This is a genomic window from Verrucomicrobiota bacterium (assembly GCA_027622555.1).
Lineage (GTDB): Bacteria > Verrucomicrobiota > Verrucomicrobiia > Opitutales > UBA2995 > UBA2995.
Map to the genome: position 1 here is coordinate 1 of JAQBYJ010000031.1, position 16,816 is coordinate 16,816.

General features: G+C 47.3%; 15 protein-coding genes. 6 read left to right on the forward strand and 9 right to left on the reverse strand.

Annotation, left to right across the window (positions count from 1 at the left end; all coding sequences use genetic code 11):
- Positions 1 to 88 precede the first annotated feature (88 nt).
- Entirely contained in the window at positions 89 to 472 is a 384-nt protein-coding gene (locus tag O3C43_10190) for a VOC family protein (GenBank protein ID MDA1066862.1), read from the forward strand.
- A gap of 49 nt (positions 473 to 521) precedes the next feature.
- On the opposite strand, the gene hrpB is transcribed toward O3C43_10190, so the two are convergent.
- From hrpB to O3C43_10230, 8 genes are all read right to left on the reverse strand, one after another.
- Complete coding sequence (gene hrpB / locus O3C43_10195; protein ID MDA1066863.1) at positions 522 to 3,047, reverse strand: ATP-dependent helicase HrpB; 2,526 nt, start codon at positions 3,045 to 3,047, stop codon at positions 522 to 524.
- Positions 3,044 to 3,376 (reverse strand): cupin domain-containing protein, encoded by a 333-nt coding sequence (locus O3C43_10200; protein ID MDA1066864.1) that lies wholly within the window; start codon positions 3,374 to 3,376, stop codon positions 3,044 to 3,046. Before O3C43_10200 ends, hrpB begins: the two co-directional genes overlap by 4 nt.
- A gap of 40 nt (positions 3,377 to 3,416) precedes the next feature.
- Positions 3,417 to 6,026 carry an alpha/beta fold hydrolase gene (locus O3C43_10205; GenBank protein MDA1066865.1) on the reverse strand — a complete coding sequence of 870 codons (2,610 nt, stop codon included), beginning with the start codon at positions 6,024 to 6,026 and terminating at the stop codon, positions 3,417 to 3,419.
- A 2-nt stretch (positions 6,027 to 6,028) separates the two neighbouring features.
- Positions 6,029 to 6,757, reverse strand: a complete 729-nt coding sequence (locus tag O3C43_10210) for an NRDE family protein (GenBank protein ID MDA1066866.1) — start codon at positions 6,755 to 6,757, stop codon at positions 6,029 to 6,031.
- Positions 6,745 to 7,275: a DinB family protein gene (locus O3C43_10215; protein MDA1066867.1), complete on the reverse strand. Its 531-nt coding sequence runs from the start codon at positions 7,273 to 7,275 to the stop codon at positions 6,745 to 6,747. Before O3C43_10215 ends, O3C43_10210 begins: the two co-directional genes overlap by 13 nt.
- A 218-nt stretch (positions 7,276 to 7,493) precedes the next feature.
- Positions 7,494 to 7,817, reverse strand: coding sequence for a YbjQ family protein (locus tag O3C43_10220; protein ID MDA1066868.1), 324 nt, complete (start codon positions 7,815 to 7,817; stop codon positions 7,494 to 7,496).
- Complete coding sequence (locus O3C43_10225; protein ID MDA1066869.1) at positions 7,814 to 8,254, reverse strand: hypothetical protein; 441 nt, start codon at positions 8,252 to 8,254, stop codon at positions 7,814 to 7,816. The genes O3C43_10220 and O3C43_10225 overlap by 4 nt, the downstream gene beginning before the upstream one ends.
- Positions 8,255 to 8,267: 13 nt before the next feature.
- On the reverse strand, positions 8,268 to 8,828 hold the full coding sequence (locus tag O3C43_10230) for an RNA polymerase sigma factor (GenBank protein ID MDA1066870.1): 561 nt from the start codon (positions 8,826 to 8,828) through the stop codon (positions 8,268 to 8,270).
- Positions 8,829 to 8,950: 122 nt separating this feature from the next.
- Between O3C43_10230 and O3C43_10235 the strand changes: the two genes are divergently transcribed.
- From O3C43_10235 to O3C43_10245, 3 genes are all read left to right on the forward strand, one after another.
- Positions 8,951 to 9,445: a dihydrofolate reductase gene (locus tag O3C43_10235; GenBank protein ID MDA1066871.1), complete on the forward strand. Its 495-nt coding sequence runs from the start codon at positions 8,951 to 8,953 to the stop codon at positions 9,443 to 9,445.
- A gap of 97 nt (positions 9,446 to 9,542) precedes the next feature.
- Positions 9,543 to 10,103: a DUF4252 domain-containing protein gene (locus O3C43_10240; GenBank protein ID MDA1066872.1), complete on the forward strand. Its 561-nt coding sequence runs from the start codon at positions 9,543 to 9,545 to the stop codon at positions 10,101 to 10,103.
- A gap of 1 nt (position 10,104) precedes the next feature.
- Positions 10,105 to 10,674 (forward strand): DUF4252 domain-containing protein, encoded by a 570-nt coding sequence (locus O3C43_10245; protein ID MDA1066873.1) that lies wholly within the window; start codon positions 10,105 to 10,107, stop codon positions 10,672 to 10,674.
- Positions 10,675 to 10,731: 57 nt separating this feature from the next.
- Here the strand turns inward: O3C43_10245 and O3C43_10250 are convergent, their stop codons facing one another.
- Positions 10,732 to 12,375 carry an agmatine deiminase family protein gene (locus tag O3C43_10250; protein ID MDA1066874.1) on the reverse strand — a complete coding sequence of 548 codons (1,644 nt, stop codon included), beginning with the start codon at positions 12,373 to 12,375 and terminating at the stop codon, positions 10,732 to 10,734.
- A gap of 658 nt (positions 12,376 to 13,033) precedes the next feature.
- On the opposite strand from O3C43_10250, the gene O3C43_10255 reads away from it, so the two are divergent.
- Together O3C43_10255 and O3C43_10260 are read left to right on the forward strand one after the other, a co-directional pair.
- Complete coding sequence (locus tag O3C43_10255) at positions 13,034 to 16,246, forward strand: hypothetical protein (GenBank protein MDA1066875.1); 3,213 nt, start codon at positions 13,034 to 13,036, stop codon at positions 16,244 to 16,246.
- 307 nt (positions 16,247 to 16,553) lie between these two features.
- Positions 16,554 to 16,787 (forward strand): hypothetical protein, encoded by a 234-nt coding sequence (locus O3C43_10260; GenBank protein MDA1066876.1) that lies wholly within the window; start codon positions 16,554 to 16,556, stop codon positions 16,785 to 16,787.
- The last annotated feature ends 29 nt before the right edge of the window (positions 16,788 to 16,816 follow it).

Genomic DNA, 16,816 nt, shown 5'->3' on the forward strand with positions numbered 1-16,816 from the left:
TGTCCGAATCCACCAAGAACTTTTATTTGTCTCAACTAAAGAAAAACTGATTATTCAAAGTGCCCTAAACCTCAAATAAAAAAACATTATGGGAAAGCATGGATACAATCACGGAGATATCGGCTGGATGCAGCTCGGAACGTCAGAACCAACCTCAGCACTTCAGTTTTACAGTGATCTGGTAGGGTGGAGTAATAATGGTGAACCGATGCCCGGCTATCATGTATTCGGGAGCGGTGGCGAAAACTTCGGCGGCATTATGGCTCTTGAAAAAGGTCAACCGGGCCCTGCCTGGGTTCCGTTTATAACAGTCAACGACATCGAAGCATCAGTTGCCAAAGCTCAGGAATTGGGTGGATCTGTTGTTCAACCAGTTACATCTATTGGAGAGGCAGGCAGTATTGCTGTCATTGCTGACCCAACTGGAGCAGTAACCGGTCTTGCTCAATACACGACCGGACCGACCGAATAATTAAAACCATTGGTTTTATTCAAGCCGTCGGATGTTCTGGCGGCTTTTTTTATCGCCACTCATGTTTGGGATACCGACCTGCCAGCTCCTTCTTAATTGCCGGATAGGCGGAGGTCCAGAAGGTCTCTAGGTTGTCCGTGATTTGTACGGGACGCTGATTCGGTGCAAGAATCTCCAGCCTTAACGGGATTTTCCCATCGGCCAACGAGGGGGTAGTTTTTACATCATAGAGCTCCTGTATTCTGGCCGCAATAACCGGTGAACCTTCTTCCAAATACCGTACTTTGCAGCTGCGCTTCTCGGAAATTTGGATGCGCTCTGGAGCGAAGTAATCAAGTGCTGCTTTTTGTTCGGTGGATAGCCAGGCTTTTAGTGTGGGCCAGGGATCGCGATCCTTTATATCCTTGTAACCGAGACCGCCGAGGCAGATGTGTTCCAACAAGGTCAAACGATCTTCGTCCTTTATAGATGGCATCTCTAATTCCGGCATGGCCTTCGCAAGAAAGTTGAGACGCATGATCCAATTTTCGACCGAACTATCCCACTTTTTTAAGGTGAGTGTGCCGTCATAAACTTTTTGGGCCAGAAGCTCTGCCGCTTTTTCTTCAGGTGGTTCTTTGTCCGGAGAAGTGGTGAGTACGAGATCTCGAAACGTTTTCGTTCTTAGTCCTTCGACTCGTCGAATTGCAGGGTTGAATATGACTTCTGCCGATTCTTTCAAATCACCTGGAAAGAGTTCTTCTAGCCAACTCTCTTCCACGGCGGAAACTTGTCCAAGAAGAACCGAAACATCCTTACCTTGAATTTCGTTAATCTCCATTGCCACAATCAAAGGCGATTCGATAACAACTGTGCTCCTGTGAAGTTCACCTCGACGATTGTGGACGAGAGCACATAGACGAGTGCCTTTGTCCAAACGCTTTGCCAATTGATCGCTGAACCCTGCTAATATGGATTTTCGGAGTCCGGTCCCATCGGTGTTCTTTTGCTCAAGTGACAGTCCCTGCCTTTCTGCCAGCTTTAGGAGTTGTTGGCCTATTTGTCCTGCCTGGCGGGCCGAACCTGCGTGGATTGCGATGGCCCTGCAAGCATCGGTCTGGAAACGGTAGCCTTCCGCATAGTGGTAGGCTTGGATCTCCACTTGCAAATCCGAGGTGATTTCTTCGCCCCAAATCTTTTCCCTTTCGGTATCTATTCGTTTATCTTTGGATTGTAAAAGGAGACTCTTTCCCTGGCTTAATGCAACCGCCAGGCAAACTTCTGGAACGCAATGATATTGATCGGCCGTAATCAGCATCCGCGCGTGACGTGGATGCGCAGGAAAGGAGACCATTTGCTTCCCGAGAGGTGTGATCCTTAAATGTTCGCGCTCCAAGGCGCCCAAATCTTTCAGCAGCTCAAGTGCACGGATGTAGCTTTTTTCGGTCGGTGCTTCTATCCAATCGAATTGCTCTAAATCCTTAGTTCCTGCTGCAGTTAGCATCAGCAAGGTCTCTGCGAGATCAATACGATGAATTTCCGCCGCTTCCTGATCCTGGCGAACTTCGTGGTCGGTTTTTGACCAGAGTCGCATGCAAATCCCCGGTTCTGTTCGCCCGGCACGACCAGCCCTTTGATCGGCTGAAGCCCGACTGATCTTTTCAATTAACAGGGTATTGATTCCTCGGTGTGGATCGAAATTCGCCGCACGAACCAAACCGGAGTCAATGACAGCCGTTACGCCATCAATAGTGATCGAAGTTTCCGCAACATTCGTTGCCACAATGACCTTTCGTTCGGTATATTTATTTACTGCGGCGTCCTGCTGTTCGGGCGACAGATCTCCATAAAGGGGCAGGACTTTCCAGCCTCGCGTGCTGCGGTCATTTTTCAATTGATCGATAGTCTTACGAATCTCAAATGCGCCCGGCATGAATATAAGCGCATCCCCTGACTTCGATTCCTGGCTCCATTTTCTAAAGGCTTCGGTAGCCGCTTCCCATACGGGTCTCTGGTTGCCGGTTCCCAGTGGCTGGTAGGATATCTCAACCGGGAAAGTACGTCCTTTTGTCGTGATGATATCACTGTCTGGTAAGTAATTTTTCAATATGCCCGTTTCCAACGTAGCCGACATGACAACAATAAGTAAATCTGGCCGTTTTGTCGCCTGTAGTTGTTTTGCCAATGCCAGGGCGATGTCGCCCTCAATATGCCTTTCATGAAATTCATCAAACACCAACGCGGAGATTCCATTCAAATCCGGCTCACCCAACAGCTGACGAACGAGAACCCCTTCCGTGACCAGACGTATCCTCGTGCTCTTCGACGTCCGATTTTCAAAACGAATTTGGTAACCGACTTCTCCCCCAAGTTCGGTATTTCTCTCTTCCGCAATGCGTTTGGAGAGTAACCTTGTGGCAAGACGTCTTGGCTGAAGAACCACGCATTGGCCGGTTCCAAGACAGTCGTTGTCCAGAAGCATCTGGGGAATCTGAGTTGATTTTCCCGAACCAGTAGGTGCCTGAAGAATTATCTGTCGCTTATGGCCAGCAGAGGAAATTAACGCCTCTTCTATATCAAAAATCGGAAGTCTCATTCGAGATAAACCGAGCATTCAGGGTCCCACGAAGGTAAACAGATTGCCAGGAAAAGTACGTCCTCGTCCGACTCATTCCAGATTTTGTGAGGAACGCCCGTAGGTATCAAAACAGCGTCTCCCGCGACCAAGGTCGATTGCTCTTCTCCTAAAATCATTTGAGCCGTGCCTGAGATCATGTAATAAGATTCCTCTGCCTTTGGGTGATAATGTTTGGCGGCACCTTTTCCCGGCGGAAGCGTGATTTGCGCAACTCCGTGGCGCGGATTTTTCGGCTCCGAATAAAGGCCGATAAGTTCGTGAATGATCTCCCCTGTCGGTGTGATCATGGGTTCTGTTTCTGGGGTTACTCTGGCGGTATGCATCATTTTAAATTTCTATTTTTTCTCTGTTTCTATAATCAAGGTATTGCCTGAAAACCTGGGCAAAAGTCGCTGGTCGAATTCCATTCTCACGGTGTAGCCTCACGATCTCCGATGCAATTCTCCATTGTTGGAACAAAATCCTGTAGGCGGTGAAAAGTCCATTCTTTGGATCATAAATCGAGGTTGCTTCCGATGAGATTCCATTGAGTTCGAGGACGCGAATATTTTCACCCTTTTTTAAGTCCTCGACAGTCGGGACTTTGACATCGAATCGACCAAAGTAAAATCCATCAAAAGTTTTTGATATCCGGTCAATCTCGGCTTCCAGATTTGGAGTTAGTAAATGGGTGCCATCAAGAAAGATGCTTCCTCTTGAGTGCGTACCAATTTCGGTTAATTTTATCTCCTCACCCTTTGGCGGGATTTCAAATAGGCGCTTAACATATTTCCTGGTAAAAAAAGGAGCCATGGCCAACGCACGCTCGTTGTTCAGTATCAGTTCTTCCAAAGATTGTTTCCCGTCTCCGGTAACAGCTTTCAATCGTTTGTCTGTTATTGAGAAAATATGACCTGCTTCTTCATTGGGCAGCCTGTAATAAAAAATCCCATACTCAAGTCCGTCGACGAACTCCTGCACGATTATGTCCTCCTGACTTTTTTCGAAGTATGCTTCGGCTTCCTCCTCTGAATGAATGATTGCAACGCCTAGTCCTCGTTCGCCTATGTCAGGTTTTAAAACCACTGGAAACTGAAGATTTAGCTTGCGCAATTGTTCCCTGAATCGTGCGCACCGTACTTCGATTTCAGTCGACTGAGTAATCAAGGCGAAACGGGGAATCACCGAGCCGGCAGGTGTTAAGGCAGTAAGAATTTCATGCTTGGACTCTAACACTAATCCACTCATCGGCATACCTGGATTCGTTGCCGTAAACCAAGTAAAACAACGGTGCTTTATGCCGAGCCAAGCTACGTAAATAACGATGGGCGGATAAAATTTCCAAAGCGGCCAGTATTCCCAGCGTGAAAAACGCAGCCATTTACCTTTAAGCAATCTACGTCCGCGATGGCTAAACAGTGGCACCACAATCTTGAGCAGCGTCAGCAATAAGAATACAACGCCGAGCAGCCCAGGGAGCGCGAAGTGTTGGTACACTTCAAACCATTCCAGCATGTGTCCACCGAGTACCGTACTGACTCCAACAAGAAGGGGTGTCCAAATTATAGCGGCAAAGAGAAAGTAGATTGTGAAACGCAGAAAACTTACCCCGAGAATGCCGGCGGTAAAATAGGTAGCCAAGCGTGTGCCGGGAAAAAAACGCGTTATGAAGATCAAAAAAAATCCTCGTTTTTCAAACCACTGGGAGCTGCGTACCATTTCCGCTTCTGACACGAACCATTTCAAAGGGGCACGTCTTACGAAATCTTTTCCAAGCCAACGGCCAGCCAGGTAGAGTAGCATGTCGCCGACAAAAATTCCCACCAAGCATGCTGAAGTAGCGGAAATAAACCCAATGACTCCCTTGGCCACCATGAGCCCTGCACTAATGGAAGTTAGGTCTTCACTGACGAAGGTAGCCACGGCTAGCAATAACCAAAGAACTACCAGACCAATCCCGTCAGCGGATCGTGGGCGGTATTCAAAGACCTGTGTTGTTTCGGCTATTCTGACTGAGGATGCTTGGCTTTTGTTCAGAGCAGTTCCAGCTTCTGTACGGCGAATGAAATCTGCCATAGGTGGACCCGTTAGTTCCGGTTTTGAAATAATAAACATATGGCTTCCAGGAAGCAGAGCTAACTCACTTTGCGGAATGATGCGGTGATGTTCCACTGCTGCCTCGATGGGAACCAAAGGGTCATCCTCCGCATGCAGGATGAGCGTTGGCACGGTTACCTCTTCAAGGTAATCCCGTAGATTCCGCTGGTCGGTGTCAAAGAAGTTTCGTCCATAGGGAACATTGAGGATAGCATTATCCATCCAACCAAAGTGCGGTACGCATTCCTGCAGAAGCCAGAGCCCGGCCAGTTGAGCTCCATGGATTGCGTGGTTGATAAAGTAATCACCGAGTAGCTCAAGTTCCTGTACCCCAATTGAAGATACCAATTGCAATGACTTAACTTTTTCTGGAAATGCATGGATATACTCGATCGAAACACCACCACCCATACTGTAGCCGGACAGGTGAAATTGTTCGATGCCTAACTCCACCATCAACTGATCCAAATAATATGCGTGAGCCAATATCGAGTAATCTTCAATGGTTCTATTTGATCCGCCAAAACCCGGAAGATCGGGAACGATCAACCTGAATTGCCCTCGCAGATTTCGAATGATTGATCGGAGGGAAGACGATGCCACCGGGCTTCCATGAAGGATCACCAACGTGGGTGAGTTTGGTTCATCGGCAGGGATATCGAGATAGGCAAGGCTTATCTTATTCCCGAGCGGCCTGGAGCCATCCATTTCGAGCATCTCAATAAACGATTGCCCTTCGATATAGGGAAACTGGTCAGGTTGAAATAGTCGTGTCGTGTGTGAAGCAAGTAAAACGACGACATATACAAGGATTAGATACTTGGGTGAAAAGATCCTTCGGCGTTTTTGTTGAGCGCCCATACTTAGGAACGTGGGAGGGTCACAATAATTGAAGGATTCAACTGAACCGTATCGTCTGGCCTTGCGCGATAGTCCATGCTTACCGTCGATTCACTCACATCAATCCTACAGACGCTGATGGTCCTGGCATCAGGCCTTGTCATTAATGCCGAGTGTGTCGAGGGTTCCGGTTGAGCGCTCATGTGAAACGTTTCCAGAGCACCAATTTGGTCTTCAGCTTCGGCAACGGTTTTGGCGAAATGACTTCTCCTGGCTGCAATGACTTCATCCGTTTTAAATGATGAAGTCGAAATTGGCAGATCGCTTGCCTTAAGGTAGGACGAATATGTTTCCTTACCATCCCAGGTTAGCAGCATGGCTTTGCCTGATGCTTCGATGCTGAGAAAGTGCAAGGGAGGGTAGGGAGAGAAATCCTCTTTATTTAATGCCATTTCAATCTCAGCCAAGGAGCTGCAGTTTGAAAACTTTAAGGGCAAATACCCTCTCGATTGGGGATGAGTAGGCTTGTAGAAAACTTCCGCATCGTAGTAGTTGAGCAGCCCCATCGAGATTCCGTGTTCATTAACCAGAAGCCAGGTTCCACCGCCCTGGGGATCTTTGGGACTTAGAAACTTTGTTTCTTTCGACTCTCCCTCCTTGGGTGGCTGAGCCAGTTCGCGTTGCCGGCTTTCGTCCCGGTTAAAAAACAATGTGTATCCGTTATCTTGAATACACCAACTTACTGTGCACATTGAGCGTCGAGAGATTTTCTAAAACGCAAGGTGGATGGGGCTACACCGAAATCGTTCGGAGGCTCGACCTTGTCTGCTGAGCACAAAGTCACTATCAGTGCGTAATGATGTATGGTGTGGCTAATTAGAAACTGCAATTCACGGCGTAAACTGGAGTCGCTCCATTTTTGAATTTCATCATGGTTGGCGTTGCTATCCATTTTAACCTTTAATGGTAGGTCTAAATTGCTTGTGGCCAGTGAATTTAAAAATTCTACCAGCTCCGCCATTTTGTTTGCGGCGTAGTCAGGATTAGTTTCGAGAAACTCATTTCTGGGTCTGGCATCGTAGTCTACCCGGCCTGTTTTGACTCCTTCTTCCAAACAGATAAAGTGATCAAGGTTGTGCCTTACATGTCCACCGATGGTTGAGTTGTAACGGCAGGCCTGAGTCTTTGTATAGAGTTCAGCATTCAAAGAAGACATGAGCTGAATACCCTGCTTGAGACATTCTATTGTATCTTGTATAATGATCTCCATTGAATCAGGTCTTAGGCACCAAGACAGATTTTTAAATGAGCATAGTGAAGGTAAACGCCGGGATTAATCAAGATTTCAATCGACGTTTCCTATCCTGAGGGATGAATGTAGTCAAAATTTCCGCCTTCACTTACGATTGTGTGATTTCTTTAAATGAAGGCAGAAGGATTGCCCTTGGTTGTATTCACCAATCCTGGCCCTAATTCCGGGACTTTCAGTCAATCCTCGTTTTCAATAACAACCGCGGTGCCGTATGCGACCATTTCGGCTGCCCCTTCCATCACCATGGAAGTGGCCATGCGAACACCCAGGACAGCGTTGGCTCCCATGCGCTCCGCATCATCTTTCATACGGTCGATCGATTGTTCGCGCACCTCTGCCATCAGCTTTGTGTATTCGTGAATTTCCCCTCCGACCATGTTTTTGAAAAATGCTCCAATGTCTTTGCCCAGGTGCCGGGCACGTATGGCATTGCCCCTGGCTATGCCTATAACCCTGACAATTTTTTTGCCCGGTATGTCATTTGTTGTAGCTGCAATCATCGTTTAACTTCCTTGTAGGGATCAACTTTGTGGGTCGCGATTCGTTCGCGGATCATAAGCGTTAAATAAGTTAAGCCTCCAATCACAATCGCCGCCAGGGGCAGCTTGAATTGCCAACCTCCGGAATTGCTGAAGAAAAATGAATAAAGGCCAATAAAAAACAGGATCGAATAACCACCTATAATCATCCAGATCGCTGCTTCTTTTGCAAATCTTGAGTAGGGGCTTCTCCAAAGTTCTCTCAAGACTTTGTCTCCCGGTTCTTCAAAGGACAGGCCTTGAAGTGTAGTGTGCGCTTCAAGAAGGGAGTCATATTCATGCCTCCAACGTTCGTTTTTACGGAGCAAGTCGCTAATGTAATTGGCTTCTTCGGCGTTCAGCTCTCCGTCCAACAGGCCCATCAAAAGGCCTTGGATTTCGTCGTCTGATTTTTGCATAACATGTACCTCTCTAGTTAGGAAAAGATTTTTCTGCTGCGTTGAAGGCATCTCGAAACGCACTTCGTGCGTGAAACAGGCGGCTCATAACGGTGCCGCGTGGAATTTCCAGTAACTCAGCGATCTCCTCATAACTTTTATCACCAAAATATTTCAAGGTGAGTATTTCTTTAAAAGTTGGGTTTAGGGTTTCGAGGACCTCGTGAATGGATTCACGCGTCTCTTTATTTACAAGTTCTTCGGAGGGATTTTCCGAATCAGCCTGCGGAATTTCGCCATCTATGGTGGCTTGTCGATATTTGTTGGCCGTGCGCTTTCTGGCCGACATATTGATACAATGGTTTTTCAAGATGCGGTAAAACCAAGGGTAAAAATTGTCCAGCGAGGCGAGCCGGGGCATCGCAGCAAATGCTTTTCTGAAAGCATCCTGACAGGCATCAGCCGCATCCTCTTTGCTGTTCGTGAAAGAAAGTGCGTGGTAGTAAGCTTCGCGTTTATACTGCTCAACCAGGAACTCGAACCCAATGGGGTCCTTATCCTTTAAACACATTTCAATGGCCTTTGACTCGTTCATGCTAAGATAGCGCTATCATTTAAACCTCAAGCTGGGCGTATTATTCAATAAAATCCGCACTTTCTTAAAAGAGGTATTATTAACCTTCATTTGTATCTCCGGCTCTGCTCTAGTCGCTGCTTATGAAACCGATCTATATGATAGTGGCTTGCGCCGAGAACCGGGTCATTGGGAAAGAAGGAGGCGGACTTCCGTGGTCGATTCCAGAGGACACCGCTTATTGGAAGGAAAAGGTCACAGGAGGCGTCATGATCGAAGGTCGTCGCTGTTTCGAAGAGCTGGGTGGAGCATTTCCAGACACTGATACCATTGTCCTAAGCCGCGATCCCAATTTTTCGCCCGGCGCAGTTCTCTCCGCAGTTTCTCTGCCCCTGGCAATCGAGCTTGCTCAAGGCCTCGGTGGTGAGGGCCCGATTTGGCTTTGTGGCGGCCCGACCGTCTACCAGGAAGGAATGGAGTACGCCGAGCGATTATACCTGACTCAGGTTCATACCGAAGCAGAAGGTGTCGCCTACTTCCCTGACTGGCGTTCCAATTTCACAGTCGAACTGGAAAGACGGGATAGTTCAAATGCAGATTACTCTTATAGTTTCCTTGTGTTGGGCCGCGCTAAGTAAAGGGTAGTCGAAGATTCAGTAAAAAACCTGCAACTGCCCGGACCATTGGTGGGTATCTTAGTTATCTTAAGGATTTTAACACTTAAAAATAACTAACATGAAAAAACTTATATCACTATTCGGCGCCGCAGCCCTTCTGTGGGCAGTACCCGCTCAAGCTATCGAGTCGTTTGATTCGAATCCTGGCTATATCGACTTCTCAAAATATATCGGCGTGCATGCTGAGGATTCCAAAGTCGAGGTCCAATTAAAAGGGCCGCTTCTCAAGTTGGCCGCATCCATCATCGAAGCGCAAAACGAGGACCTCTCCGGTCTTATTGGCAGCGTCCAATTAGTCCGTGTTCATGTATACGATGTGAACGAGGAGAATCGGGAGCAGTTTGCCAAAAGTGTTTCCGCTATCGCTAAAAACCTGACTGAAAAAAATTGGGAACAGTTGGTCACCGTTAAAGATGGAGATGAAAATGTGGCTGTGTTCGCCAACATGCCCTCGGACGATGCGATTGCAGGAATCGTCGTAAGTGTCTCTTCCGGCGACGAGGCGGTATTTATCAACGTCGTCGGCAACGTTGCCATTGAAGCTCTGGCAGATCTGGGAAAGCAGCTCAACATACCTGAGCTCGATGAGGTCGGCAAAATGCTGAAGGAGAAGAGCTAGAATGAAACGCACTCTTTCAATAGTGGGGGCGATCTCCGTCCTCACCGCCCTTTTCGTGGGTTGCGGTCCGACAGACGCGCAATTTAAGGACGTTAAATCAGCTTTGTTCTCCGGGAACGAAACACTCAATACGAATTTCGAGCTAAGTCTGGGAGCCGCTCCCATTTGGCTGGTGGGAACCATTGCCGGATTTTTGAATGAACCCGAAGCAAAAGAAGCGAGTGAATACATCGACCACCTAAGCAAAATCGATATTGGTGTCTATGAGCTTCAAGATTCTCTGAAAGGACGATTCAAAGAAATTAGTAAACGCGTTCGTCTGGGTATGGAACCGCATGGATTTGAACCTATAGTTCTGGTCCATGAAAAGAACGAATGCGTGGGGGTTTACGCCCCATTGGGAGGTGATAAACTCACACGAGAGTTTTTCGTCGTAGTAATGCAAAAAAAGGAAGTGGTGCTGGTGCGAGTAGAGGGAAATTTCGAGAAGTTGGCCAAAGCCGTTTTCCGGAATCATGGGCACGAGCTGCCAAACTTTCAGAAGGGTTCCACCGTTGAAATGGTGCTGTAGCTACGTGTTTTTTAGTTAAACTACTGGCAACGATTTTAATATACGTTGACCACAGGTCTAATTCGTAATCCTCAACTTTTTGGCAGCGCTATTTTCAGAATTCACATGAGGAATTGAAATAGTGGTGCAATGGATTGCACCCAGTGTTTCAGCCATCACATCGGAATCCAACCAATGAATTTTAGCCTCTGGATTTAAAGATCGATACAGTTTCTCGACCGTTTTCTCATGGCTTTCAATGTCCTCGGCTGATTCTCCATTTCGAGCTCGGTAGCGCGGCAACAACCACGCGGTTTCGCCTTCTTTGTTTTTAATGAAAAGGCTGTTCAAATAGGACCGAAAAATGGTTTTCAGATCTGTATTGGTATCCATCAGCGTATTCAGATCTGCGTTCATGTAGGTACGAGTCACAAGATCGAGGTCAGCATGTTTTATCAAATCGATGGGCTTTTGAAACTGCTTGTCCAAATAATCTGCCACTATTTTTTTGATCTCTAACCTGTCTGGATGATTCCTGCTCAATTGGTGATAGGTTAGGTAACTAATGCCGAGTTCATCGCAAACATAGGCAAATATTTGCGCCCGAATTTTATTCAGTATGGTATCAAAATCTTCTGATAACAGAGGCAGTATCGGCGCATGTAGAATTTTGCAATTTGGATGATATTTTCTGAGGTATGCTTCGTTGGACTTTTGGATAGCCGCGATCTCCGCATATAAACGGCGGTTATGCCTGCTCGTTCCGTTTGTGGTAACGGGAGGGGCAGCGAAAATTATCGTGTTTTCGTCTACAAGTTTCATCAGCAAATCCAAATGTTTTGCAGCTATGCCTGGAAACGATTTGAGGACAAACAACTCGTCTGCACCGTAATAATCCCTAAACACCTTTTCGACGGTTTCCCTGTCGTCGGCATTGGCTAGAATCGTATCCTCTGAAATATAAAATCTGCCGTTTCCGTCGGTTATGTAGTCTCCTCCCTGTAAGTGAAGTGGAGGTCGCACCAGCACACTTGAATAATTGTAAGTTTGTCGGATGAATTTGGAAATATACAGCGGTGATGTCTCCAATCGTCGCTTTTCGTTTTTATAGTTCTCAAATCCTTTGTGATCCTGGGTCAAAGAGGGTGAATCGATGGACATCGGAGCCTGATTCCACGTTTCCAGCTCCGGTTCCAGGGGGCGGTACATATTGTCGAAAACCACCAGACCACCACCAGGGCCAAGTCCGAATACAGGACCATAGTCCCTGATCCAAAAATCAGACGCCTGGCTCTCTATGAAATGAATGTTTGCAAGTTCATCCCCCGTGAACCCTTCATCCTCCAATCGTTTTATAAAGCGATCGACCGTTTTTGCATCGGATACGCCGTGCAAGATACCAACATCCACGTAGCTCACGGCTGCTTTGATCAGGGCCAGATAATAGTCAAAAAATGGAGGATTACTCAAGGTAGCTGCCAAGGGCATGCTTACCAATACTGCGCGGGTCGTTTCCCATTCTGCAATGGCTCTTTCGATAGGCACAGGCCTCATGGGAAGACTTTGGGGGCCAAAAAAATCAGGCAAAGTCTGGTTTATTAAGGAGATGTGGCCAGGCCAATCTGTATCCTTTGAATTTGACGCCTGACCTGGCAAGGAGCTTGGGATGGTGGCAGAAAGAGTAATTAACAAAACCAGGCTGAGAGCGAAGGTGGATTTCATTTTGAGTGAAACGGAAAACTGTTCAAACATAGGAACGTGGGATGAACCAAGTTGGTGACAATAAATTAACCACTTATCCGCCGGTTGATAGAAAAATTATTGTTACATCCTCGGAAACATTGACATTTTAGCTCATTGTCTGACTTAAAAGCTACTAGGTCATGGAACAGGTCGATCGTTGGGTTTTGGCGACCGTGAGAGGTCGCCAAGATCGTTTTCAAAGCTTCGGACAAGGGACTCGGGTTTCAGGACTTGCTGGTTGAAGTGGTGCTCAGTGAGTCGTTTCGGACGCGTTAATTTATACTGTCCAAGCCTACCTGATTGTCGAGGCAACAACATCGTTCGCGGACAGTTTTCGATGGGTTCAACCCTAAAGTGGGAAAGTCCGTCGGACTGACTCCTAATTATCATCAAAAAATGTAAAAATGGGGACACAAAAAAGGTTGCTTTTTTATCGGTATCTCATCAACAAATTCAGCAGATTGAATTCCAGCTCCTCGGACAGAACTGACAGAGATTGGAACGAGATTGCTAACGGTTTCTGACACCAACTGTTAGTTTATAGTTTATAACCTATAGGCGCTTCCCATTGGATGACGAATATACTGAACACTGTAGCAATTCAATCAATTACATCTATAACCCAAAGCTTAAACAAATGATTAAACGACTTCTTATACTATTGTGCCCAATTTCCCTCGGTTTGTTAATTCCACTCGCTCAAGCCCAGGATGACGACGAGCAGGACAAGGAGGTTTTCGAACTTAACCCTTTCAATGTCGATGAATCGAGTGATTTAGGTTACACCGCGACCAATACCCTGTCAGGGACTCGCTTCAATTCCAGTCTTCGGGATACTTCAGCTTCGGTCTCCGTTTGGACGAAGGAGTTCATTGAAGATACCGGTCTCACTGAAATCGACGAGCTGATTGATTACTCCTTGAATACGGTGCTCGATACCAACGATCAGGATGGGGCTGGTGGCGGGTTTAATGTATTCACCAATGCAACGGCCGTTACGCAAAGAATCCGCACCCGCGGTGTGGAATCCACTCGTGGCATCGATTATTTCAAGGCTATTACACCCGATGATTCTTATAAGATTGGACGTTACGATGATTCCCGTGGTCCCAACGGGGTGCTATTCGGGGTGAGTGCTGCGGGAGGTATTATCAACCAAACTTCCCGCGTCGCGAACACTTACCAGGACAGTGGAGAGTTTCAGTATCGTTTCGGTTCATTCAGCCGTGACCGGGCTGAATTCAATTATAACAAGGTCATCATTGAGGACAAGTTGGCCATCCTCGTGGCGGGAGTATATCAGGATAACGGACACTGGCGTGATTGGGTTTCGCAGGACAAGGAACGAGTTTACGGGGCTTTGACCTGGCGACCCACTGAGAAGATTACTTTACGAGCCAATTTTGAGGACGGGTGGGACCACCGGACATCCCTGCAACCAAGTACCGTTACTGACATGGTGTTACCCTGGTATGACAACTTTTTGGCGTCTGGGTTGTCTGCCGTTACTTTCAAGCCAACCCTTAGGGGCAATAAGGCGACCCAGGTTACTGCCGCCCAGCGATTGGTTGGAGTAACTGGCGCGGATGGGAATCCTTCGGGATTCAGGCCACAGGGTGCGAACCGGTTCACGTATATTGAAAACGATGGCACTTTTTTCAACGCCGTTGGCACCTACACCACTGGAGGTTATGATGATGAACGGGTACGGCATCCGGATGGCTCCCCTGGCTTGGGAGATCGTCCCCACCGTATCAACGACAAGAGTTTCTTGCCTTACCACCTCAATCCCGGTGGTCCGGATTTTTACCGTGAAACGGATTTTGACAGTTATTCATTATTCGCGGATATCCAGATAACGGATAATTGGTTTTTCAATATCCAATATGGCCATCAGTTTGCCGACATTGATGTGCCCCAGCTCCAAGGAACCAGACCGGAATACCGTGCGGACCCGAACACAACCCAAGGTATCAGTGGTGTTTCCGGTAAGGCGGATGTCCCTAATCCCTATGTCGGACGTTTCTTCTTTGATGGAGATTATCGTAGGGACAAAAATATTTCCGAGTATGACGAAATTCGTGTATCGACCTCCTACACCCTCGATTTGGGTAGAATGTTTGGGCGTCACCGCGTCGCTATAGCCGCCTCGGAGGTTGATGAAACCTCCCATAGGGGAAATACTTGGCTGGCCCTCGGTGGTAATCCTGCTGCGCGAGGCACCTTTACGGACCAGTTTGGTAATCAATATGCCAACTCTAGTTACCTTCATGCTGACAATCGGGTGACTGTTCGGAATTATTTTGACCCCGATGATTTCAGTACCTGGAAGGCCGGAACCTGGAAAAACCTTCCTGCAACGATCACTACAGATCGTTTTACAGGCTCACCTACCGAATATCCTGTCATTTGGGCAGAGGACACCCCGGGAAATATCAATTATAAGATTGGTCAAAAAACAGAATCGCAAATGGCTGTTTCTCAAAGTCACTTTTGGGATGACCGTTTTGTCCTAACCTTGGGTTTCCGGAAAGACAAGGTGCTTATCGATCGTGCTGGTCACAGAAGGGATCCGGTTATCGGTTGGATTCCTGATTTGGCAATCAAGCCTGATACTCCTTCCACTGCTGATGTCATTCCGGGTTCACCGCAGACTGAATTCGATGCCGACGTACGAACCACCGGAGCAGTTTTTCATATTACAAATAACTTTTCCCTGGTGGCTAATGAGGCAACGAATATCGGAATCCCGGACTTTAGGCGCACGGTATTCCCGGTTGGTGCCACCTCACCGCCACCGGATGGAGATGGTAAGGATTTCGGAATTTCATTCAATCTTTTTGAGGGCATGATCAATGGTAGGTTTGTTTACTACGAAACGAATTCCAAACAGGAAGTAGTCGGAGGCAGCCAGGCTTCGGGTCCGATGGAGGCCATTTATTCGGCCTATGAGTTGGGGTTTGTGAATAATCCTACCGCCTTGAGTTCATTGTTGAGTAGAAGACAAGAGCTCAGACCGGAGGTGAACGGGTATTTCCGGGACAATGTTTCGGACGGATTTGAATTAAGCCTCACAGCCAATTTCACGGATAATTGGCGTTTGACATTCAATGCCTCCAAAACCGACCGCACAGTAACGCAATCTTACAGCGTAGCTGCTGATTTCTTGGGATTAACGGAAGGAGCGGACCTTCGATTTATTCAAGGTGCCACAGAAACCAGTTTTCCCGATCCTGAAAACGAAGGGGAAACCCTTGTCGGATACGTTGTTTCGGATGCGGGTGCTTATGCATCGGGCGGAGTCATTTCTAAGTTTCTTGAACTCGGGAGTCAGCTTCCTGAAGGACAGACCATTAGCACTTTTCCTAGCGTTGAAAACAGCATTGCCGGTGAGATTTGGGGCCTGGTCGATTCGCTCAATGACCGCCGTGAGACGGATGAAAAGCGTTGGGGCCTTCGGCCGTACCGGGTAAATGTCTTCACCGCCTACGATTTCAAGGATGGAAAGTTGAAGGGCTGGACCGTTGGAGGAGGGTATCGCTGGTCAAGTGCCAACATTATTGGTGAAGAAAATGGTGTGGAGTTCGAAGGCGAGCCGATTTCATACGGTGATATGTTTCTTCGCTACCGGACGGCCAGGAATAAAGGAGGATTTTTGGGTGATGGCCGTTGGACCTTCCAGATGAACATTAGCAATCTGTTTGATAACAGGAATATCATTCCAGGTCGTTTGGCCATTGATGGTAATTTGGACTACGAAGTCCCGGGTGGTCGTGGAGGCCCCGCTTATGCCCGGTTTGATTTACCAGAACCTCGCGAGTATCGGTTTACCGTATCTTACGAGTTCTAGGTCTTCAATCATCAGAACGGTGTATCCTGAGTATGAGGTTTAAGAAATTATGCTGTTTGATTTCAGTGTGAGGGTAGTCGCAAACGGGTAATTAATTGCCGAATAAAAAAAGTTCTTCTAACCGTTCGTTTAAGTTATATCTACCAGATTTCTCCCTAAAAATGGGGGGAATGGACATTCTGGGCAAAAGATGCTTGCCGTACTTTTACCTTCGATTGTATATTAAAATTTCTTCTACAACCCCACACAAACCAGTTCCAGGGTTACTAAATCGTTAGCCCGGAACATCACTATAATTACTACTACTATGAAAAGACGCTTTATCTATGCACTGCTGTGCCCGCTGTTTACCTTCGCCTTAGGTGGATTCGCTCAAGAAACCACGTCCAGTCGCACAGATGACAAGGAGGTATACGACCTTAACCCGTTCGAAGTCGACGAGTCTACGGATTTGGGCTACTTAGCCACCAACACCCTCTCTGGGACACGCTTTAACTCAAGCCTGCGGACGGATCCAATACAGCTTCGGTACTTCCAGTAGGGATCGAGCCTCTTTTCGCTATAACAAAG